This window comes from Aliarcobacter cryaerophilus ATCC 43158 (assembly GCF_003660105.1).
GTDB classification, from domain to species: domain Bacteria; phylum Campylobacterota; class Campylobacteria; order Campylobacterales; family Arcobacteraceae; genus Aliarcobacter; species Aliarcobacter cryaerophilus.
Window position 1 is genome coordinate 514541 of sequence record NZ_CP032823.1, and the last position, 22884, is coordinate 537424.

A 22884-nucleotide genomic window follows, 5' to 3' on the forward strand; every position below is an offset into this window, starting at 1 on the left:
TTAAATTATTTAATCTTGATTAAATATCCTAAATCTTTGATTGTAGTAATAATATCTGTATTAATTTTTTTTCTAAGTCTATAAACCATATTTCTAAGAGTATTTTCATCTACACTAGCTTTAAAAACAATATTTTCTATTATATATTTTGAAATTAAATGATTTGGTTTTTCTAAAAGAAGTTCTAAAAATAAAACCTCATTTTTTGTAAGAGTAATCTCTTCTGTATTTTTTATAATATTTTTATTAACAAATGAGTAGTAAATATTTTCATCTAGTTTTATTTGTAGTAAATTATTTTCTTGCATGTATTTAATTATATTTTCAAAAACTTTTATTAAATCATCATATAAAATAGGTTTCTCAATATATTTTATTAGATTTAGCTCAATAGCATTTAGCAGTTTCTCTTTATCAGTATATGCGCTTGTGATTAAAATTGGAATTTTTTTATTATTTTCTCTAACAGTTTTTGCAGTTTCATATCCATTTAAATTTGGCATCACATAATCTAAAATTAAAATATCAATTTTTCTACTATTGTAAATTTCAATAGCCTCTTTTCCATCACTTGCAATAATTACATCTTTGAAAAACATTCTTAAAATTCTTGAAATACTATCTTGAATTACTAAATCATCTTCAGCATAAAGAACAGTTAAATTTTTTAAAATAGTTAAATTTTTAAACAATGTTTTTTCCTCTTAATTAAATTTTAGAATAATAATATATTTTCTCACTATTTTTTATAAAATATGATTTTTAAACCATTATCAATATTTTCAATACTAAAAAACCAGCTATTTTTTTCTAAAATCTTTTTAGTCATTTTAAGACCTAATCCCTCTTGTTTATTATTTTTAATCTCTTTTATAGTTTTTTCTTCTAATCCTTTACAGTTATCTGTGTAGATAATACTATTTTCATTTATAGTTATTTTTATCTTAGGAGTTATGTTTTGATTTTTTGATGCTTTTATAGTGTTTGTAATTAAATTTAGCCAAATATGCATCCATTCGTTGTTATTAGCTGTTATTTTAAGATTAAATTTTTTTATAATTTTAATATTTAAGTTTGAATTTTTTATTTCAATATCGATTAATTTTAAAACATCTTCAATATTCTCTTTAATTTCAAATTCTTTATGATTTTTTTCCTCTTTGTAGTATCCTAAAAATGTATTCATAGTTTCAACCATAAATTTTATAGAATTTTCTGTATCTTTTAATCTTTGGTAAAATTCACTATTTTGTTGTAAATTTTTATTTAATTGATACATTAAAATCATCTCTAAATTTAAAGATGATATTTGAGCTAATCCATTTCTCCATTGATGTGATATATTTCCCAAAAGCTCTCCTATTTGAGCTTTTCTTTTTTGTTCAATTAGTTTTAGTTGTTGTTCTTCATTTTTTTTGAGTTCTATTTTCACTTTTTTGTTTAAAAGATAGTTCCATAATAAAATTATAAGAATAATTATTATGAATATACCTAATACCCAAAAAGCTGTAGTAAGTGTTGTTGTTTTATTTACAACCACTGTTACATATTTATTTACAATATTATCTACATCTTTTTTGGTTATTTTTACAATTGCTTTATTTAAAATATCTTTTAAAATAGGTTCATCATTTCGTACCCCAATTCTAAGATAGTTTTCATAATCTTTTGGTTCACCAACAATTTTTAGATTAAACAATCCATTTTTTTTAATAGTATATGCTGTAATTATCAAAGAACGCAAAGTTAAATCAGCTTTATACTCTTCTACAAGTTTAAAGGCTTCATCTTCTGTTGATGTTGGAATAATTATTAGATTTGGGAAATCATTTGCAAATCTTTCACTCATTGCTGTTTGTCTAGGAAGTGCAATAGATAAATTCTCTTTTGAAATATCTTCTATATATTTTCTTTCAGCTCTTCCTATAAGTACATTTTGATCAGTAAAAATTGGTTTTGTAAAAACTAACCACTCTTTTCTTTTAGGAGTTTCATTTAAAAAACTTAAAATATCACATTTCTTATTTTTTGAAAATTCTATACTTTCATCCCAGTTTTTAGTTGGTATTAGTTCTATATTTAGATTTAGTTTATCTTTTATTATTTTTATTAAATCTGCTGAAATTCCTTCATGAACATTATCTTGATTTATTATTTCAAAGGGAAACCAATCTGGATCAACACACATTTTTATAATTTTTTTATTATTTAAATACTCTTTTTCTTCTTCCTCTAGTTCTATCTCATTTGAAAAGATAGAGCCTAATAAAACAAATATTAATAAAAATAGCACTCTTTTCATTTTGTTCCAAAATTTGATTTTTTATTATTTTACACAAATAAAATTAAAATAAAAAAATAATTAAAAAAGTTAGCAATATGATATTGAAATGATATTGGTTTTATATACTTTCATAATTTAATTTTTTTGAGGAGAAAAAATGTTTAGCAGGTATATAGATAATATTGATTATAAATCAAGATTTAGAATCTTAAAAGGTGGGAAAGTTTCATTAGTTATTAGCACAATTTTAATTGGAAGTATCGTAAATATTGCTAATGCTGCAAATGTAATATCTTCACCTTTAAATTCTACATACAATTATATTAATGGAGATGTTGAAGATACCATAATTACATCTACTGGATCAATTTCAGTTTCAGGTGGTGTGACTGCTATTAATATTAATACAAAACCTTTAGTATCTGATAAAAAACTTGACAATTATGGGACAATATCAGTTGTAAATGGATCTGGTGCAAGTGCAGTTTTTTCAAATCAAACAATTTTTGGAGCTATTAATAACTTTGGTACTATCTCAAGCACTGAAGCTAATGGTGGTGCTGCTGGTATAAATATCTCTACACTACTTGATAAAGGAACAATAGAAAATAAAGTTGGTGGAACTATCACTGCTTCATCTACTTCAGGAATGAACTCTTTTTCATGGGGAATTTACGCAAATTCATTAACAGATGGGGGAACAGCTAATTCAGCTGAAATTATAAACAATGGAGTAATCAATGCTTCTTCAATCAAAGACTCTTTTGGTATAAAAATAAATACAGATTTATTAGGCTCAAATATTAAAAACAATGGCATTTTAAATGTAAATGCAATAGATGAAGACACTGTAACAAGTAAAGGAATCTATATAGGTGGTAAATCTGAAAACTCTTTTGATGCCCCTCAGATAACCAATGATGGAACAATGACGATTCGCTCAAATGCTGTCAATGGATATTATTCTTATGCTTACTCTTATGGTATTGATATTAACCAAGCTCTTGGTTCTCATTATTCAAACACAGGTACTATTGATGTGAAAGCCCAATCAAATATAGGCGATACGGAAGCTAAATCGCTGGTTTATGGTATGAATTTTGGAACACTTATCAATAATTCACATATTACAAACGATGGAACTATTAAAGTCGTTGCAAATGCACAAGATATTGATTACTCTTTTGGTGAAGCGTATGGTATTAAAGCATCAGCATCTGATTCTACAATTACAAACAATGGTGATATTTTGGTTGAAGCTTATGGTAAAAGAGGAAATGTATCATCTACTAAAGCTGCAGGTATTTCTTTGGGATTAGAAGAAGATTGGGAGATGCCTACAAGTGTTACAAATACAGGAAAAATAAGTGCAAAAACTATCTCTTCTGCTAATTACGCAGAAGCTTATGGAGTTCAGCTAAATACAAATAGAAATAATAATTTTGAATTTATCAATGAAGCAAATGGAGTTATTGAAGCCTATCATAATGGTCAACTTGGACTCAATGCTTATTCGCTTTCTTTATATAGTTTAGGTGATGTAACAGCTATAAATAGAGGTACTTTAAAAGGAAATCTTAATGTTAGTGGAACACTAACAAACAGTGGTTTAATAGAACTTCCTCATTATAACAATGATGGAGAAGCTGGTGGATATGTCAAAAACTTCACCAATGAAGCAAATGGTATTTTAAAAATTGGAGTACTAACTGATGGAACTTTAAATAACACTACATATTCTAAATTGGAAACACAAAACGCAGTTTTTAATAGTGGTTCAACTTTAAATGTAAATGTTTTAAGTGCTTCTACAAATCAAGCATTATTAGCTGGAAAAAGACTTGAAAATGTAGTAAAAGCAAGTAATAATCTAACAATAGATGGAAAACTAAATGTAACAGATAATTCAGCACTTCTAAATTTCAATTATGTAACAAATAATAGTTGGACAAATGGAGGAAGTGGAGCAATTCATTTAGATATAGTTAAAGCTTCTGAAAATAATATAATAGATAGTACTGTTGGTGGAGGTGGAAACCAAAATTCACAAAGAGCTGCTGCTGCACTACAAAATGTTTATAATAATAATCCTGCAATACAAAGTGCTTTTAATAACCTAACAACAGATCAAGCAGTTGCTAATGCAGTTCAAAGTACAACAGCATTAACACCAACAGCAGCAGTTGGGGCTACAACACAAATATCAAATGGAATAGCAGGAATAGTAACTCAAAGACAAAATGCAAATATTTCTGGTAGTGGTTTGAATTCAGGAGATACAATGTTTTCACAAAAAAACTTCTGGTTTAAACCTTTTGGTTCATTAGGTTCTCAAAAGGATAAAGATGGAATTAGAGGATTTGATGTAAAAGCTGGTGGATTTGGTTTAGGTCTTGATGGAGAGTATAAAGATAATCAAAATATAGGATTTGGATTATTCTATACAAATGCTAAAGTAGATGTAAATAATGTAAATCAAAAAGCAGATCTTGATGTATTTACAACTTTACTATATGGAAATGTGCCAATAATTGATGATAAAATAAACTTCTTGTATCAGCTTGGTTACTCTTGGCAAAAAACAGATGGAAATAGAGAAATATTCACAGGTGATACAGCAACATCTGAATATACAAGTAAAACAGCATCTTTAGATTTAAAATTAATGAGAGATGTACAAGTAACTGATAATTTACTATTGCAACCAATAGTTGAAACAACATATAGACACTTTACAAACCCATCATATAAAGAAAATGGAGCAGGAGCATTAAATTTAAGTGTAGATAAATTTACATCAAAAGATTTAATTGTAGGATTAGGAACTATTGCTCACTATAAATTAACAGATGATTCAAAAATATTAGCAAATGTAAATGTAGGTTATGATTTAGAAGGTAAAAATCAAACAGTAACATCAGCATTTGAAGGCTCTACTGGAGTAAAATTTGATACAGATGGAATAGATAATGGAAGATGGTCTTATCAAGCTGGTATAGGATATGAATTAGATATAAATAAAACAAATAGTATAAACGTATCTTATGATTATCAAGGTCAAGGAAGTGATTTTTCAAATAATACATTATCAGCAAAATATGTGTTGAAATTCTAGAATAAAGGTTGGAGTTAAAGAGTAAATCTTTTTTTCCAACTTCTCTTTATTAAAATTATGATGTAGAAATGATATTAGTTTTATATACTTACAAGATTTTTTAATTCTATGTAGTAAAAGGTAATTTTTACAAATGAGAGTAATTTTAATTGTCTTAATATTTTTTTCAATACTCCAAGCTCAAAAAGATATAAAAGTTCAACTTCGCTGGAAACATCAATTTCAATTTGCAGGTTATTACATGGCTTTACATAAAGGTTTTTATGAAGATATTAACCTTAAAGTAAAATTATTAGAAGGTGATGAAAATATTGATGTTGTAAAAGCTGTATTATCAAAAAAAGCTGATTTTGGTATTTCAAACTCTAGTTTAATTCTTGATTATATGAAAGGATTGGATGTAGTTACTTTAGGAGCTATTTTTCAACACTCTCCAAATATTTTATTAACAAAAAAAGAATTTCAAAGTCCTGTAGATTTAGTAAGAGATGGGAAAATTGCTCTTATGGGAGGATATCAAGATATTGAACTAAAAGCAATGCTAAAAAAAGAGGGTATAGATTTATCAAAAGCAAAATTTGTAACAAATAAAAATTATATTGAAAATTTAATTGAAGGTAAAGTAGAAGCAATTAATGGTTATATCTCAAATGAGCCTTTTGTTTTGAAACAAAAAGGATTTGATTTTAGCGTTATAGAACCTCGTCATTATGGTTTAGACTTTTATGGAGATACTTTATTTACATCTAAACTATTTTATAACAATAATTATGAAACGGTTTCAGCTTTTAGAAGTGCTACTTTAAAAGGTTGGGAGTATGCTTTGGAGAATATAGAAGAGAGTGTAGATGTAATATTAAAATATTATAATACTCAAAATAAATCAAAAGAAGCCCTTCTTTATGAAGCAAATACACTAAGTAAACTTATAAATTATGATTTAGTAGAAATAGGTCATATAAATCGTGGTAGATGGGAAAATATAGCTTTAGTTTATAAAGATTTAGGATTAGTCCAAAATTTACCAGAATTTGATGATTTTTTTTATCTTGAAAATAAAAAAGTAAATTTAACATGGTTTTATATCTATTTTTTTATTTCTTCTATTTCTATTTTGATTGCATTAACTATTGTTTATTATATATACAAAATAAATAAAAAATTAGTAAAAAGTGAGAAAAGACATAAGATACTTTTTAAAAATTCAGCATCTGCTGGCTTGGTTTGGAAAAAAAATTATATTATTACAGAGTGGAATGAACAAGCTACGAAGCTTTTTGGTTGGAGTGCAAATGAAGTATTAGGAAAAAGTTTTTTAGATTTTTTAATACCACAAGATGAAAAATTTAAATTTGATGATAGACTAAAAAGTATTTTTGATGATAATAAACTTCATATTTTTATAAATAAAAATTGTAAAAAAGATAAAAGTATAATAATATGTGAATGGTACAATACAAAATTACAATCAACTACTGATAATAGTTCTGAAGTTGTTTCATTGGCTATAGATATTACAAAAAGATTTGAAGAGGAACAAACTCTTAAATTACAAGCAAATAATGATTTTTTAACAAAACTTCCTAATCGTCTATTTTTTGAAAATATACTTCAAAAAGTTTATTCATATTCAAAAAGAAATTTTTGTATGTTTGGATTAGCAATTATAGATTTAGATGGATTCAAAGCTATAAATGATATTTATGGTCACTATGCTGGGGATACTATTTTACAACAGATATCTTTAAGATTTCAAGATTGTATAAGAGCCGAAGATACAATAGCAAGAATAGGTGGTGATGAGTTTGCATTTATTTTTCATATAGGTACAATTAAAGAACCTTATGAAAAAATAATAGATAGATTGTTACAAGAAGCTGAAAAAATTGTAGTATTGGATGAGAATATTAAATTGAAAGTATCTGCAAGTATTGGAATAAGTTTTTATTCAAAAGATAATGATGTCGATACTAAAACGCTACAAAAACAAGCAGACGAAGCTATGTATTTATCAAAAACAAAAGGTAAAAACTGTTTTACAGTTTTTGATAACTCAATAATTAGGAGTAATATATTTGAAGAATAATTATATATATATAATTTTACTTAATGTGTTTATTTTATTTTTTAGCAGTTGCTCAAATAAACTTCCATCTTTAAATGATAGAAAAGAGTTAGCCTTTTCTTTGATAAATGATAAAAATATTATTCAAAAAGATATAAAGACAACTCAATTTAATCTATTCTCTTTTCAAAAAATATCAAATAGTTGTAAAGATAGTATAAAAATATATATAGAAGGAGATGGTCTATCTTGGATTTCAAGAAATATTGTATCTTCAAATCCAACACCTATAAATCCGATAGCTTTAAAATTAATGCTTTTGGATAATAGCTCTTGCAAAATTTATTTAGCAAGACCTTGCCAATACATAAGTTCAGAGTCTTGTGAAGAAAAATATTGGACAAGTCATAGATTTAATACAAAAATTATAAAAGCTTATGAAGATGCTTTAAATATGATAAAAAATGAGTATCTAAATATTAAGTTTGATTTAGTTGGATATTCTGGTGGAGGAGCAATTGTAACGCTTTTAGCATCTTTTCGAGATGATATAAATAGTATTACAACAGTAGCTGGAAATTTGAACATAGAAGAGTGGAGTAAAATAAAAAATATTTCAAAATTAGATGGTTCTTTAAATCCAGCAGATTTTAGTAAAAATTTAGAAAATATAAAACAATATCATTTAATAGGTTCAAATGACAAAATTATTCCAAAAGATATATTTTTTTCATATCAAAATAGATTTAAAAATAAAAAAAATATAAAATATTTTATTTATGAAGCTGATCATAGTTGCTGTTGGGAAAAGATTTATAAAGGGTATTAAATGTTTTTTTGCTTTAGAGGTTTTAGTTTCCTAAAGCCTCTTTTATAGCAAAAATCTCATCCATTGTTTTATAAAGTTGTTCAATATTAAGCATATTTGGTCCATCACTTTTTGCATTTTTTGGGTCAATATGTGTTTCAAAGAAAAATCCATCTACTCCAACACTAGCAGCTGCTCTTGCCATATATGGTACAAATGAGCTGTTCCCTCCAGTTGTTCCTCCAGTACTTGGAATTTGCACACTATGAGTTGCATCGAAAATCACAGGAGCATATTGTCGCAGAAGTAGTAAGTTTCTCATATCTACAACCAAAGCTCCATATCCAAAAGTGTTTCCTCTCTCACAAAGCCAAACACCAGCTTTTTTGCTACTTTCATAGCTTACTTCACTTATTCCTCTTGTGTTTAGTACTTTTTCAACAGGGTGCTTCATAGCATCAGCTGCCAAAAATTGCCCTTTTTTAATATTTATTTTTGCTTTTGTTTTAGCAGCAGCAACTAACAAATCTGTTTGACGACACAAAAAAGCAGGGATTTGAAGTATATCCATAACTTCTCCAGCAGGAGCTGCTTGATATGATTCGTGAATATCGGTAACCACTTTGTACCCAAACTCTTTTTTGATTTTTTCAAAAATTTTTAAACCCTCATCAAGTCCTGGTCCTCTAAATGAGCTTAGACTTGTTCTGTTTGCCTTGTCAAAACTAGCTTTAAAATAAAAATCAACTCTTTTATCTTCACTAAGTGGTCTTAATTTTTCTGCTATTTTTAAAACTGTATCCATATCTTCTAAAACACAAGGTCCTGTCATAACTGTCAACATAATATATTTTCCTTTTATTTAATTGGTTCCAATTAAATAAAAGGAACCATATTATATTAAACTACTTTTTAGCGGAATTTATAAAAAATTCCTAAAAGTAGCAAAACTCTAAAGGGCTTCGAGAACGAAGCCTTGAACTAATTTATTATTTCTTACTAACCATTATTCCACTAATTACAATCAAAATTATACCCAAAAGCACTATAAAAGATGGAAAAGCATCTCCCATAAAAAGTCCTAAAATTATTGAAAAAACAATATTACTATAAGAAACAGTGCTTACAATGCCTGCTTTTGCAAGAGAGTATGATTTTGTCATATATATTTGTGCATAAGTAGAAAAAATTCCCAAGAAAGCTATAAAAATCCAATCTCTACTTTGTGGAACTACAAAAGTACCCAACATAAAATCAAGGTTTGGATTTGTGTAAAACTCACTTATTATCATAAAAAACAAAGGTAAGATTGTACCAACGCCCATGAAACTCAAAACAATAGCTCTGCTATCATAATATTTTCTTAATTCTCGTATAGATGTATATGCTAAAGCTGCTCCAACACCAGATAAAATTCCTAAATAATCTGTTTTTTTAAGGCTACTTCCATCAAACTGGGCAATAAATAAAATTCCAATAAATCCTATAAAAACTCCAATCCAACCTTTAAATCCAATATGTTCTTTTAGAAAAAAATATGCTAAAAGTGCTGTAAATATTGTAGATGTTTTAGAAAAAGTCATAGCTTCTCCTAGAGGAATATTTGCAATATTATAAAAGAAGAAAAGCAAAGCAGAAAATCCTGCAATTCCTCTAAAAATAAGTAACCAAAATTTTCCACCCAACTGATTAAGCGGACTTTTGTATATAGAAAATAGTATAAAAAAGACTCCAAAGATATTTCTAAAAAATACAACCTCTATTGTAGATAAATTATCACTTAGCTCTTTTGCAGTAACTCCCATTAAAGCAAATAAAAAAGAAGCAATAATCATATATTTTATAGCTTTATTTACATTTTCTTCCAATCCAAAATCCTTTTAAAAACCAAAAGTATTGCAAAATTTGTGTTAAAGCAATATTTCGTTAAAATCTTAACCATTTTAAACATTATTTAGGAAATTTATGGATTATTTAAAAATCATAGGAAATCAAAAGCTAAGTGGAGATATATATATTTCTGGAGCAAAAAATGCGGCACTTCCTTTAATAGCATCTACTATTTTGGCAAAAAATGAAACTATCATAAACAATCTTCCAGATGTTGCTGATATAAACACTTTTTTGAAGCTTATAAAAATGCTAGGTGGTAGTTTTGAAAAAGATAAAAATAGTGCAAAAATAGATACTAGTATCATAGATAATACAACTGCAACTTATGATATAGTAAAAACTATGAGAGCTTCTATTTTGGTTCTAGGACCTTTACTTGCAAGATTTGGGCATTGTGAAGTTTCTCTTCCTGGTGGTTGTGCAATTGGTCAAAGACCTGTTGATTTACACTTAAAAGCTTTGGAAGCCATGGGTGCAAAAATTGAAATACTTCAAGGATATATAAAAGCCACAGCTCCAAATGGATTAAAAGGTGCAAAAATTGTATTTGATAAAGTTACAGTTGGTGGAACTGAAAATATAGTTATGGCAGCAGCATTAGCTTCTGGAGTTACAACTATAATAAATGCAGCTAAAGAGCCAGAAATTGTTCAATTATGTGAAGTAATAGCAAGTGCTGGAGTAAAAATAGATGGAATTGGAACATCTAAAATTATTATTGAAGGAACAGGTGGAGAGTTACTTGATATCAAACCTTTTAGCGTAATTCCTGATAGAATAGAAGCTGGAACTTATATGTGTGCAGCTGCTATTACAAACCAAAAATTAACTATAAAAAATATTGTACCTGCTCATCTTGAAGCTGTTATTTCAAAGCTAGAAGAGATGAATTTTGAAATAGATATAAAAGAAGATGAACTTACAATTTTTCCAACATCAAAAATTTTACCTGTAAATATTATTACAACAGAATATCCAGGTTTCCCAACAGATATGCAAGCTCAGTTTATGGCACTTGCAACTCAAGCAGAAGGAACTAGCACAATTGATGAGAGACTTTTTGAAAATAGATTTATGCATGCAAGTGAACTTGTTCGACTTGGAGCTGAAATTCATTTAAATGGAAATATAGCTACAATTATTGGTGAAAAAGGTAATTTAAGTGGAACAGATGTTATGGCAACAGATTTAAGAGCATCTTCAGCTCTTGTTTTAGCAGCCTTGGTTGCACAAGGAGAGACAAATATTCATAGAATTTATCATCTTGATAGAGGATATGAAGATTTAGAAGGAAAATTCTTAAAAATTGGTGCAAGTATTCAAAGATGTAAAGAAAAATAATGTATGTTTGATAATATTAAAAAACTATTTGAAACTAAAGAAGAAGAAAAAGAGTTGAAATTAAATAGATTTCAGCTCTTTTTGGATTTAGTTAATAGTTATTTAAAAAGAGAGTATCCAAATATTCATTTTGACTTAACTTTGTATGAAGACAAGGAAGAAGAAGATAATTTAAAAGTTCAAAAAGCTATGGTTATTCATGAAGTTATAAGACAATTTGCAGATTTCCACTGGGAAAAGACAACTCAAAAAAGTGTAAAAAAAGAGCTTATTTGGAGTGGTTATGGGATAAATTCTCAACCAAACAAAAAAATTCCACAAGACTTTTTACGAAGAAAAGAGTTGGTTTTTTTTAGAGAAGAGGGAATTTGCAATAGATGTGGGAATATTATGGATAAAATACAAAAAAGTTCTATAATTTTGGCCCAAGAAAGTCATGAAAATGGAGGTTATAATGTTGAAAATCTTATACTACTTTGTTCAAGTTGTTATAGTCTTATACAAAATCAAGATAAGATTTTTTCAGAAATCCCACTTAGAATCAGAGATGATTTATACGACTTGATTTAGATATCTCATATTTAATTTATGACAAATTTTTATACCATAAAGATAGATTATCCATGAAATATAAATCCATAAAATTGAGAAAAGCAAAGTTGAAAGTGAGCCATAAATTGTTGTATATGTTTTGTTGTAAACGACATAATATATAAAAAGATTTTTTGTAATACTTAAAGTTGCCAAAGTCAAAAAAGATGATATAAAAGCTGCTTTCGTAGATATAATTTTATTTACACTTACTTTAAATAAAGCAAAAAATATAAGCCAAGTAAATAAAAATAGTAGAATTTTTTTGAAAAAATTACTATCATTAAAACTAAAAAGTAAATTTAATACAATAAAAATAGCAGGAAACAGTATAAAAAAGATTGTGTATATAAAAAATGATTTATATATTGCTCTTCTAGTTGTTTGATGTATTTTATTTACAATATAGTCATAATCTTTGAAAAACATAATATAGACAAAAAGCATATAAAATATTCCTATAAAGCCTAATTTATCAGAGTTTGATATAAAATTCTTTAGGGTATTTACAATTTCGTCAGAGTGAGTAGGATTTAAAAAGTTTAGTAAAAAATTTGTAAACATATCAAGATATGAGTTGAATTCTTGAAATTGTGAAATAATAGCAATTCCAAGAGCAATTATTGGTAGTATTGAAAATATAGTAAAAAAACTAAGACTTGCAGCATAGTAGCTTGTGTCATCATTAAAAAATGTTTCAACAGCTACAAATAGCTTTTTGGAAATAGTATTTTTACTATTTTCCAATTTATAATCCCATTTTAAAAGGATTTAAAATATTATTTGGGTCAAATGCTTTTTTGATATTTCTAAATAGGTTCATTTCAGCTTCAGTAAATGCTATATTCATAAATGGTGCTTTTGATATACCAATACCGTGTTCACCACTTAGAGTTCCACCCATATCTACAACAAGCTGGAAAATTTCTTCAATAGCTTTGTGACCATCAGCCATCTCTTTTTCATTGTTTTTATCTTTAACCATAACATTTACGTGAATATTTCCATCTCCTGCATGTCCAAAACAAGGCACTTGGAAACCATATTTGTCACCGATTTTATAAATCTCATCTAAAGCCTCTGGAAGCTTACTTCTTGGAACACTTATATCTTCATTTAATTTTTTTGTTCCATAAACCATAGTTGCTGGACTTGCATTTCGTCTTGCAAACCATAGTTTTTTACTCTCTTCTTCATCTTGTGCCACAATAAAGTCTATTGAGCCATTTTCTTTAAAAGAGTTTTTCAAAATATTTAATTGGTCTTCAATTTCAGCAATACTACTTGCATCTACATCACCTATTAAAATTCCACCAGCATTTTCTGGCAATGAAACTTGAGGAAACTTTTGTTTTAAAGCTTTTATTACAAGTGAATCTAAAAACTCCATAGCAACAGGATTTGCTCCACTTGCAAGTGATTTAAAAACAGCTGTCATAGCACTATTTACATCTGAAAAAACTCCCATATAAGTTTTTTTAAATTTTGGTTTTGGAATAAGTTTTAAAGTAATCTCTGTAATAACTGCCAAAGTTCCTTCGCTAGCTATTAAAATACCAGCAACATTATAACCAGCTACGTCTTTGATAGTTTTTTTACCAGCAACTATAATATCTCCATTTGGTAAAACTGCTCTTAAAGCCATCACATAATCTTTTGTGATACCATATTTAGCAGCTCTCATACCTCCAGCATTTTCGCTTACATTTCCACCAAGAGTTGAATACTCTTCACTTGCTGGATCTGGTGGATAAAATAGACCAACTTCTTCTACTGCTTTTTGAAACTGCATATTTACAACTCCTGGTTGAACAACTCCAACCATATTTTGCATATCAATTTCAAGTAGTTTATTCATATGTCTCTCTAGTGATAGAATAATTCCACCATTTGAAGGCAATGCTCCACCTGTAAATCCACTTCCAGCACCTCGTGGAACAATTACTACTTTATTTTCATTACAATATTTTAGTATATCACTTACATCTTGTTCGTGTCTTGGAAAAACAACAGCATCTGGCTCAAAACGACTTCTTGTAGCATCGTAACAAAAAGCTATCAAATGAGCTTTGTCTGATTTTACATTCTCTTCACCAACAATAGAAATGAAGTAATCCAAATGTTTTTTATCAATCACTATTTAACTCCCAAAAGTTGTTTATAGTAGTTGTCATAGCTTGAATCATCTATACCATCTTCATTTAAACCTAAAACATCAGATACAATAGGAATATTTTTAAGGTCAATTAGTGGTCCTTTTATCTCTTCAACTCTTGTAAAGAATGGCAACTGTTTTTTTGAAGAACCAATTTGTAAACTATAACTATCTAGTAGAGTAAATGTTTTTGCATCATATATAAAGATTTTTCTATTTAATACAATAAAAATAGTTCCTAAATTTTGCTCAATTGCAAATTTTTGGAAATCTTCAATTCTAGGAAGTGGTTGATTTTGAAATTTTAAAGCAGCCCCAAATAAATCTGGATGTATAAAGTTGTTTTGAGCAAAATCATCTTTTACTGCTTTATAGTTATTAAAATCAGGAGCTATAAGTAAAGATTGGTCATACATATAGTTTAAAAGTAAAATATCACCTTTTTCAACTACTCTATTTGTATTAGGAATTGCATCTTGTTTTAAATCATCAAAAGCAAAATATTCAATAACAGAACTTTTTTCATTTGAGCTTACTACTTTTGCGTTTGAAACTATTAGTCTTCTATCGTTGTCATAAATATGCACAACAATTCCACTTTGACCTATAAGCAAATTTCCTTTTGGAATAGTTGTTTTGTTATTTTCTAAATTATCAATTTTAAATGCCATAGGTGAAATAGAGAACTCTTTTTTCCCATAATCTAATTTTGATGCATAAGTTCCACTACTTAAACCCTGTTTTGCATTTTGATAAAAGTAGTATGAGTAACTTAACTTCCCATTTTCAGTTGTTACATTTATATCTAAAATTTGCCAACCATTTTTTAACATTTCTCCAACAGTAGTTTTACCACCACAAATTCCACCTTCAAGTTTTGCAGTTTCAATTTGTGATGGTGTATCTAAACCATTTTTATAACAAACAGTTTCAACTGCTAAACTATTTGTAGCAAATAAAATAGCACCAACAAAAGCTAACTTTGTAAACATTTTTTTCATATTTTTTCCTAATATTTTGATTGTAATTCTTCTAGTTTTTCTCTAACTTCATCCACATGTAAAACTTCGATTTTATTTCCTTTTACACTCTTTGTTTTTCGTACACTCACCTTATCCCAAATTGCTGCAATTTCTCCTTTTGGATTTATAATAAAAGTTGTTCTAACAACTCCCATAAAATCTTTTCCCATAAATTTTTTTAATTGCCAAACATTGTAATCTTGACACATTTTTTTATTTTCATCTGCTAAAAGAGTAATACCTAAATCATATTTTTCTATAAATTTTCTATGTTTTGCACTATCATCAGGACTTACACCAATAATTGTTGCTTTTAAATTATCAAATTTATATAAGTTTGCTGTAAAATCACAAGCTTGAGTTGTACACCCTGGAGTTAAATCTTTTGGATAAAAGTATAAAACTATCCAATTTCCAACAATATCTCTTAGACAAATTTCTGTATCATCTTGATTAAAAGCACAAAATGCTGGTGCCATATCTCCTGTTTTTAACATATATTCTCCTTTGGTTTTACTATTTAATTGCTATAAAAGTTGCAAAGTTTACCCATTTAAAAAGAGTTTCACAATGTTTAAATCCAGCATCTTTTATCATCTTTTTATTCTCATCTTCAGTATAAGGAATAAGTACATTTTCCAAAGCCTCTCTTTTTTGAGATATTTCAAACTCACTATAACCTTGAGTTTTTTTGAAGCTATAATACTCATCTATAAACTGTTTATTCAAAGAGCTATCTTGTGAAACTAGTTTTTCACTAAAGATAAAAATTCCACCATCTTCTAAGCTATCATATATTTTTTTTACTAATTTTTCTCTATTTATTGGTCTTATAAATTGTAAAGTATAGTTTGAAATAACAAGATTTGCATTTTTTAATTCAACATCAAAAATATCACTGTTTAAAAACTCTATATCAACCCCAAATGCTTTTGCTTTTTTACTAGCTCGTTCAAGCATTGCTGTTGAGTTATCTATTCCTATTAAATCTAATTTATAAGGAGTTGTTTTACTAAGTTCAATCAAAGTTGAAGCAGTTGAACAACCTAAATCATATACCTTACTATTTTCTTTTAAAAAATTATTGGCAAAAGATATTGATAGTTTTTGCATCTGTTTATAAAAAGGAACAGAACGCTCTAACATATCATCAAATACGCTAGCTACCTCTTCATCAAACTCAAACTGTTTTGAAATTGTTTTATTAAATACTTTATCAATCATTCTAATATTCTATCTAAAAATTAATAAAAATATTTTTTAGCAATATCTATATCTTTAAAAATCTGATTTTTTAGTTCTAAAAAACTATCGAATTTTCTATTTTCTCTTATACGACTTATAAATTTTATTTGTACGTTTTCATCTTTTATTTCTATATTTTCTTGATTTAAAATATGAGTTTCAACTGCAAATTTACAATCTGTTGAACCTCTTTGCCCCAAAAAACTAATAGAGTTATATTCAATATCATTTACAATAGTTTTTGTGATATAAACTCCATTTTGTGGTAATAAAAACTCATTTACATTTAGATTTATAGTTGCTACAAACTCTTTTTTTCCAAGTCCTTGTCCAACTATATGTTTTCCAAAAATTTTATACTCTTTTCCTAAAAAGCTATTTGCTTTTTCTATATCTCCATTTAGTAAAAATTCTCTTATATATCGTGAATGAACTGGGAAATTATTTAGCTTTATTTCAGGTATTACAACTACAACTCCATCAAAAATTTTTTTCAAATCATCTGTTTTGTATGCTCTATTTTTACCAAAACAAAAATCAAAACCAACAACTATTTTATTTAAGTTTTTAAAATCATTTTTTAGCATCTTTATAAAATCGGCTCCATCAAGAGCTTTTATATCTTCTAAATCATAATAAAAAATTGGGTATCTTGTGTACTCTTGTCTATAATCTTTTGGAGTAATTGAAGCATAACCTGTTTCTATACTTATAATTGCCCCATTTTGGTTTAAGTTTTTAAATAACTCTTGATGAGCAATATGCATACCATCAAATCCACCAATTGCAATTGAATCTATAATATTTTTATTAAAATTACTATTTACTAAAGTAGAAGAACTCTTCTTCATTTCCATCTTTTCCTACAAGCTTACTAATGCTGTTATAATTTAATTTCCAGTTCAAAGAAAATGCTTTGCTTAAGAAGTTCTCTTTAGCTTTTAAAATCGCATTTTTATCTTTTACTACACCTTTTTTATCTCTTTTTACTCCAGTTCCAACTTCAAATTGTGGTTTGAAAAGTATTATTATATTTTTAAAATTTAAAGAGTTTATTGAATCAATAATTTTTAAAATAGAGATAAAAGATACATCACAAGTTACAATATCAAAACAAATATCACTTTTAAAATCTCTAATATCGCAGTTTTCAAAAAACTCTATTCTTTTATCTTTTTTTACTCTTTCGTGAAGTTGATTACTTCCAACATCAACACAAATTACTTTTTTAATATCAAATTCTAATAAAATTTGTGTAAATCCACCAGTACTACTTCCAATATCAAGAGCTGTTTTATCTTTTAAATTAATCTCATTTTTTAGCTCATCTAAAAAATATTTTAGTTTATAAGCAGCTCTTGAAACATAAAAATCTTCTTCAAGTATTTCAATAATCATATTTTCATAAACTAAAAATGAAGCTTTTGATACAATTTCACCATCTATTTTTACTTTATTTGAAAGAATTAGTTCAAGTGCTTTGTTTCTACTTTGAATATTAAAATTTTGGCTAAGGTATAAATCTAATCTCATAAGGAAAATTATAGTTGAAATTTGTTCAAAAAGAGTTTACAGCAACAGTAGAAGAGAAAAAATCAAAATTTATAGCTTTTTTAATGCCTTATAAAGATTTTGATAAAACAATGCAAAGATTAAGAGTTGAGCATCCAAAAGCTGTTCATTTTGTTTATGCATATAGATATTTAAATGAGTTTGAGCAAATTGTTGAAAATAGTAGTGATGATGGAGAACCAAGAGGAACAAGTGGAAAACCAACATTGGCTGTTTTAAGTGGTGCAGGTATTATAAATATCGCAGCAATAATAGTTCGATATTTTGGTGGAATAAAATTAGGAACTGGTGGATTAGTTCGAGCTTATGGTGGCTCTTTAAATGAAGTTATAAAAATTGCAGAATTTTTTGAGTATAAAAAACTAGAGAATCATATAATAGAGTGCGAATATAGTTCTTTAGGACAGCTTGAGTATATTTTAAATCAAAATAGTATAAAAATTATAAATAAAGATTTTTTAAATAGTATAAAAATAACAATCCAAATTACAAAAGATGAATTAGAAACTATAAAATCTTTACTTCCAAGAGAAATTAAGATAATATAAAAAACTTATCATATTATTTCTAGGGGTAGCAAATGAAATGGTTTTTAAATCTCTTTTTTCTTTTATTCTTTTCTGTACAAAGCTTTGCCAATGATTATATAGATGTAAATTTTACAAATTTAAAATTAGATGAATTTATAAAAATCGTTTCAAAAGTGAGTAATAAAAATATTCTTGTGAGTGAACCTTTGGATATAAATTTAAACTTTGTATCAAATAAAAAAATCAAGAAAGATGATTTGCTTACAATTTTAAAAACTATTTTAGATGAGCATAATTATATTTTGGAACAAAAAGGTGATTTTTTAAAAATTAGTAAAAAAATACCACCAAAAAAACAAAATTCTATCTCAAAAGTTTATGAATTAAGAAATATCGATGCAGAAAATATAGCTAAGATATTGGAAAATATTATTGAAAAAAATAGTTATGAAGAGGGTGAAAAACCAAATATTTCATTTGCACAAGAGACAAATTCAATTGTTTTAACAGGTCAAAAAGATATTTTAGAGCCACTTTTTAATCTTTTAAAAGATTTAGATAAACAAAAAGAACAAGTTTATATTCAAGCAAAAATTATAGAAGTAAACAACGAACTTGTAAATAAAATAGGTTTATCTTATGGAATTTTAAAAGCAGATAGCTCAAGTGATGGAATTATGGCAATATCAACAAACTTAAATGGTGGTTCAAAAAGTATTGAAGATGCTTCAACACTTTTAGGTATAGATGTAAAAAAATTAAATTTAAAATCAGGACTAGCTTTGGGTGCAAGTTTAAATCTTTTAAAACAGCAAGGAGCTTTGGATATTGTTTCTGAACCATCAATTTTGGCTTTAAACAACAAAGAGAGTTTTATATATGTTGGAGAAAAAATTTCAATGCAAACTTCAAGTAGTGTAACAGATGGTGGAACTTTAAGAACAAATTATGAAAGAGAAGATATTGGATTGACTTTAAAAGTAAAACCTAGAGTTTCAAGTGACACAAAACTTAGCTTAGAGATTAATACACTTTTGGAAAATTTAAAAGTAAGATCAGTTGGAACTAGTAATCCTGATACTCTTAAAAAAGAGATAAATACAACAGCAATTTTAAGTAATGGAGAGAGTGTAATAATAGGTGGATTAATTGAAAATAAAAATGAGATTGTAGAGGAAAAAGTACCAGTTTTGGGAGATATTCCAGTGTTAGGAGAACTTTTTAAAAATGAATCAAATCTAAATAGAAAAAATAATTTAGTAATAATTGTAACACCATATATTATTCAAAAAACCCAAGATATTACATATATAAGAGATAAATTAACAAAGTTAAAAGCACTAGAAGAGAGATATTTAGAAGAGAGTTTGAGTGATTTAAAAGTTGAATTAAAATCAAAAAATGAGAATAAAATAGAAGATACACAAGCTTTACAAGAAAAAAAGTTTAAAGATTTTTTTGAGCAACAGTGATTTTTAGCTTATTTTGATAAAATCAGCAAAAAATTAAGGAAAAGAGATAAAAAAGTTTAAAAAAGTTCATATAGAACTTACAAATATTTGTAATTTGAAATGCTCTTTTTGTCCACCAAAACTATTAGCAAATAAGATTATGGATTTAAATACTTTTGATAGATTAAATTTTGAGCTAAAAGATATCACAAATGAGTTAGCATACCATATTGTAGGTGACCCTTTAGTTTTGACAAATTTAAGTGAATACTTAAATATAAGTAAAAAGCATAATTTAAAGGTAAATATAACAACAACAGCAAATAATATTTCACAAAAGCATTATGAAACTTTACTAAATACTACAATCAAGCAGATAAATTTTTCACTAAACTCATATAATGCCAACTCTCATAAAAAAAGTTTTGATGAATACATAGAGCCTATTTTAGAGTTTGTAAAGTTTGCACAAAATAAAAAACATGAATATTTTATAAACTTTAGAATTTGGAATTTAGATGAGAAAAAGAGTGCAAAAGAGTTTAATCTAAAGATTTTTGATAAATTAAATCACTTTTTTTCTTCAAATTTAAATATAGATGAGATTTATGAAAATAAACCAAAAAATATAAGAGTTGCTAGAAAAATATTTATAAATTTTGATGAATATTTTGTTTGGCCAAATTTAAAAAATGAAGTTGTAAGTCAAAAAGGTTTTTGCTATGGTTTAAACTCACATTTTGGCATTTTATCAAATGGAACTGTAGTTCCTTGTTGTTTGGATTTAGATGCAAATATAAATTTGGGAAATATTGAGAAATCAACTATAAAAGAGATTTTGCAAGGACAAAGAGCAAAACAGATGATAGAGGGTTTTAAAAATAATATTTTAAAAGAAGAGCTTTGTCAAAAGTGTGAGTATAGGACAAGGTTTGATTTTTAACCATTTGTAGGTAGAATATGCAAAAATTAAATAAAAGATAAAATATGAATGAAGTAGAAATTTTACAAAGAAGTATAAGAGATTTTTTTAGTTCAAAAATGCTAAAACTGGCTCTAATTCCACTTTTTATAACAATGTTGATTTTATATATGTTATTTTTTGGAGTTGCAAGTGTTGGTATAGAAGCTCTTAAAACTGTTGCTCTTACATCACAAGCTGGTGGTGAAGTTGTTATTGATGAAAATGCACCATTTTATTTTGTTTGGCTTACATATTTTATAGTTTTTTTATTTAAGTATTCTATTACTTCTTGGATTGCTGGATTCCTATTTTATAGTATTGGAGCTATTTTTGTTTTTCATTTAAGTGTTATATTAACTTTGGTAATTATTGGTTTTTTGACACCTTTTGTTATAAAATATTTAAATGAAACTAGCTATAAAAACTTAAATTTAAAACCGTATGGAACTATTTTAGGAGCATTTGGGGTATTTTTAAAAGCATTTTTTATGATGATTTTACTATATATTTTATTTATTCCATTGTATTTTATTCCGCTTATAAATTTTATAGCTCTTTATCTTCCTTTGTACTATTTTTTTCACAAAATGTTAAATTATGATGTATCTTCAACAATTTTGAGCAAAGAAGAGTATGAAAAAATTTATTCTAAATCTTCTAGTTCATTTAGAGTTAGAACACTTTTTTTATATTTTATTACTACTATTCCTTTTGTTACACTTTTTGTTTCAATTTTTTATATTATTTTCCTATCACATGCTTATTTTATAGAGCTAGAAAATCTTGAAAAAACTAAAAATCAAGATAAAAAAGAGGATATGTAGTTTTGGAAAATATAACAAAAGCAATAATAAAATCAAATCTTGAAATAGTAGAATATATAAAAAATAGTTTAAAAGAAGACGATTTTACATATACAAAACAGATTGGATTTGGTGGGGATAATTCACTAAAAATTGATATTTTTTTTGAAGATATATTTATAAAAAATCTAAAAGATTTTGGAAATATTTTTAGTGAAGAGTGCGGATTTATAGATAACAAAAAAGATATTACATTTATAATAGACCCACTTGATGGAAGTAATAACTTTTTGTCAAATATCCCATATTTTGGTACTTCCGTTGCAGTTAAAAAGAGTGATGAAATTATTGCTGGTTTTGTAGCAAATATGGCAAATAAAACTTTAATTTATAGAAGTTTAGATGATGAGATAAAATATTTTTGTTTGGAAAATAAAAAAGAGTTTCAAAGAATCGAGCATAATAGTTCAAAAGTTGCAGTTTTTGAAAGAGGATATAAATATCCAAATATTTGTAAAAATATAGATGATAAAAATGTAAAGTTTAGAGTTCTTGGTGCAACAGCACTATCTTTGGCAAATGCAAGAGATTTTTTGTTTGTTATTTTTAAAGGAGATTTAAGAGAATTTGATGTTGAAGCTGGATTATTTATAAGTAGAGATTTATATATAAAAAAAGAAGAAGATATTATATTTGTTACAAAATATAAAGAACAATTTTCAATTTTTAAAGAAATTATTAAAGATTTTTAGGTATAACTCCAGATTAATAAAAAAATTAGGAAAATTATATGGCTTTAATAATTATGGATGAATGTATTGCATGTGATGCTTGTAGGGAAGAGTGTCCAAATATGGCTATTGAAGAGGGTGATCCAATTTATGTAATCGACGCTGATCGTTGTACAGAGTGTGTTGGGCACTATGAAGAACCTCAATGTGTTGAGGTTTGTCCAGTTGATTGTATTATTTTGGACCCAGATAACGAAGAGACATTAGAAGAGTTAAAATTTAAATATGACCAGTTAATGGAAGAAGAAAACTAA

The 22884-nt window shown here is 26.7% G+C and carries 22 protein-coding genes; 11 read left to right on the forward strand and 11 right to left on the reverse strand.

The genetic code is table 11. From position 1 onward, the window contains the following. Window positions 1–5: 5 nt before the first annotated feature. Both ACRYA_RS02530 and ACRYA_RS02535 read right to left on the reverse strand, forming a co-directional pair. Window positions 6–692: a response regulator transcription factor gene (locus ACRYA_RS02530; protein WP_105916752.1), complete on the reverse strand. Its 687-nt coding sequence runs from the start codon at window positions 690–692 to the stop codon at window positions 6–8. A 47-nt stretch (window positions 693–739) separates the two neighbouring features. Next, window positions 740–2302 (reverse strand): transporter substrate-binding domain-containing protein, encoded by a 1563-nt coding sequence (locus ACRYA_RS02535; protein ID WP_105916751.1) that lies wholly within the window; start codon window positions 2300–2302, stop codon window positions 740–742. A gap of 139 nt (window positions 2303–2441) precedes the next feature. Here ACRYA_RS02535 and ACRYA_RS02540 point away from each other — a divergent pair, with 139 nt between their 5' ends. The 3 genes from ACRYA_RS02540 (at window position 2442) to ACRYA_RS02550 (ending at window position 8293) form a co-directional block, all read left to right on the forward strand. Next, on the forward strand, window positions 2442–5399 hold the full coding sequence (locus ACRYA_RS02540; protein ID WP_105916750.1) for an autotransporter family protein: 2958 nt from the start codon (window positions 2442–2444) through the stop codon (window positions 5397–5399). 133 nt (window positions 5400–5532) lie between these two features. Next, window positions 5533–7485 (forward strand): ABC transporter substrate-binding protein, encoded by a 1953-nt coding sequence (locus ACRYA_RS02545; protein ID WP_105916749.1) that lies wholly within the window; start codon window positions 5533–5535, stop codon window positions 7483–7485. Beyond that, window positions 7475–8293 carry an alpha/beta hydrolase family protein gene (locus tag ACRYA_RS02550; RefSeq protein ID WP_228199775.1) on the forward strand — a complete coding sequence of 273 codons (819 nt, stop codon included), beginning with the start codon at window positions 7475–7477 and terminating at the stop codon, window positions 8291–8293. The genes ACRYA_RS02545 and ACRYA_RS02550 overlap by 11 nt, the downstream gene beginning before the upstream one ends. Window positions 8294–8315: 22 nt before the next feature. Here ACRYA_RS02550 and kdsA read toward each other — a convergent pair whose 3' ends face one another. After that, entirely contained in the window at window positions 8316–9113 is a 798-nt protein-coding gene (gene kdsA / locus ACRYA_RS02555; RefSeq protein ID WP_176549277.1) for a 3-deoxy-8-phosphooctulonate synthase, read from the reverse strand. A 148-nt stretch (window positions 9114–9261) separates the two neighbouring features. Further along, window positions 9262–10107 (reverse strand): DMT family transporter, encoded by an 846-nt coding sequence (locus tag ACRYA_RS02560; RefSeq protein WP_370685183.1) that lies wholly within the window; start codon window positions 10105–10107, stop codon window positions 9262–9264. Between the two features lie 130 nt (window positions 10108–10237). Here ACRYA_RS02560 and murA point away from each other — a divergent pair, with 130 nt between their 5' ends. Further along, complete coding sequence (gene murA, locus ACRYA_RS02565) at window positions 10238–11506, forward strand: UDP-N-acetylglucosamine 1-carboxyvinyltransferase (RefSeq protein WP_105916746.1); 1269 nt, start codon at window positions 10238–10240, stop codon at window positions 11504–11506. 3 nt (window positions 11507–11509) lie between these two features. Beyond that, window positions 11510–12076: a hypothetical protein gene (locus ACRYA_RS02570; protein ID WP_105916745.1), complete on the forward strand. Its 567-nt coding sequence runs from the start codon at window positions 11510–11512 to the stop codon at window positions 12074–12076. On the opposite strand, the gene ACRYA_RS02575 is transcribed toward ACRYA_RS02570, so the two are convergent. From ACRYA_RS02575 to tlyA, 7 genes are read right to left on the reverse strand one after another with little or no spacing between them, the layout of a single operon-like run. Next, window positions 12059–12844 carry a YihY/virulence factor BrkB family protein gene (locus ACRYA_RS02575; protein WP_105916744.1) on the reverse strand — a complete coding sequence of 262 codons (786 nt, stop codon included), beginning with the start codon at window positions 12842–12844 and terminating at the stop codon, window positions 12059–12061. The two genes, ACRYA_RS02570 and ACRYA_RS02575, sit on opposite strands and share 18 nt — an antisense overlap. Window position 12845: 1 nt before the next feature. Next, window positions 12846–14234, reverse strand: coding sequence for an FAD-binding oxidoreductase (locus ACRYA_RS02580; protein ID WP_105916743.1), 1389 nt, complete (start codon window positions 14232–14234; stop codon window positions 12846–12848). Further along, window positions 14234–15253 carry a plasminogen-binding N-terminal domain-containing protein gene (locus ACRYA_RS02585; protein WP_105916742.1) on the reverse strand — a complete coding sequence of 340 codons (1020 nt, stop codon included), beginning with the start codon at window positions 15251–15253 and terminating at the stop codon, window positions 14234–14236. The genes ACRYA_RS02580 and ACRYA_RS02585 overlap by 1 nt, the downstream gene beginning before the upstream one ends. Before the next feature lie 8 nt (window positions 15254–15261). Further along, window positions 15262–15771, reverse strand: a complete 510-nt coding sequence (gene bcp, locus ACRYA_RS02590) for a thioredoxin-dependent thiol peroxidase (RefSeq protein ID WP_105916741.1) — start codon at window positions 15769–15771, stop codon at window positions 15262–15264. Between the two features lie 19 nt (window positions 15772–15790). Further along, entirely contained in the window at window positions 15791–16498 is a 708-nt protein-coding gene (gene cmoA, locus ACRYA_RS02595) for a carboxy-S-adenosyl-L-methionine synthase CmoA (RefSeq protein WP_105916740.1), read from the reverse strand. Window positions 16499–16518: 20 nt separating this feature from the next. Next, window positions 16519–17370 carry a bifunctional riboflavin kinase/FAD synthetase gene (locus ACRYA_RS02600; RefSeq protein ID WP_105916755.1) on the reverse strand — a complete coding sequence of 284 codons (852 nt, stop codon included), beginning with the start codon at window positions 17368–17370 and terminating at the stop codon, window positions 16519–16521. After that, window positions 17339–18052 (reverse strand): 23S rRNA (cytidine-2'-O)-methyltransferase TlyA, encoded by a 714-nt coding sequence (gene tlyA / locus ACRYA_RS02605; protein WP_105916739.1) that lies wholly within the window; start codon window positions 18050–18052, stop codon window positions 17339–17341. The genes ACRYA_RS02600 and tlyA overlap by 32 nt, the downstream gene beginning before the upstream one ends. Window positions 18053–18066: 14 nt before the next feature. Here tlyA and ACRYA_RS02610 point away from each other — a divergent pair, with 14 nt between their 5' ends. The 6 genes from ACRYA_RS02610 to ACRYA_RS02635 all read left to right on the forward strand — a co-directional run bounded on the left by ACRYA_RS02610 (window position 18067) and on the right by ACRYA_RS02635 (window position 22884). After that, entirely contained in the window at window positions 18067–18639 is a 573-nt protein-coding gene (locus ACRYA_RS02610; RefSeq protein ID WP_105916738.1) for a YigZ family protein, read from the forward strand. Between the two features lie 32 nt (window positions 18640–18671). Continuing rightward, complete coding sequence (locus ACRYA_RS02615; RefSeq protein ID WP_105916737.1) at window positions 18672–20093, forward strand: type II secretion system protein GspD; 1422 nt, start codon at window positions 18672–18674, stop codon at window positions 20091–20093. Between the two features lie 94 nt (window positions 20094–20187). Beyond that, window positions 20188–21015: a radical SAM/SPASM domain-containing protein gene (locus tag ACRYA_RS02620; RefSeq protein WP_265936544.1), complete on the forward strand. Its 828-nt coding sequence runs from the start codon at window positions 20188–20190 to the stop codon at window positions 21013–21015. Window positions 21016–21059: 44 nt separating this feature from the next. Next, the gene (locus ACRYA_RS02625; RefSeq protein ID WP_105916735.1) at window positions 21060–21860 is read left to right on the forward strand and encodes an EI24 domain-containing protein; all 801 of its coding nucleotides are present in this window, start codon (window positions 21060–21062) and stop codon (window positions 21858–21860) included. 2 nt (window positions 21861–21862) lie between these two features. Then, window positions 21863–22591: an inositol monophosphatase family protein gene (locus ACRYA_RS02630; protein WP_105916734.1), complete on the forward strand. Its 729-nt coding sequence runs from the start codon at window positions 21863–21865 to the stop codon at window positions 22589–22591. 38 nt (window positions 22592–22629) lie between these two features. Next, window positions 22630–22884, forward strand: a complete 255-nt coding sequence (locus ACRYA_RS02635) for a YfhL family 4Fe-4S dicluster ferredoxin (RefSeq protein WP_066165984.1) — start codon at window positions 22630–22632, stop codon at window positions 22882–22884.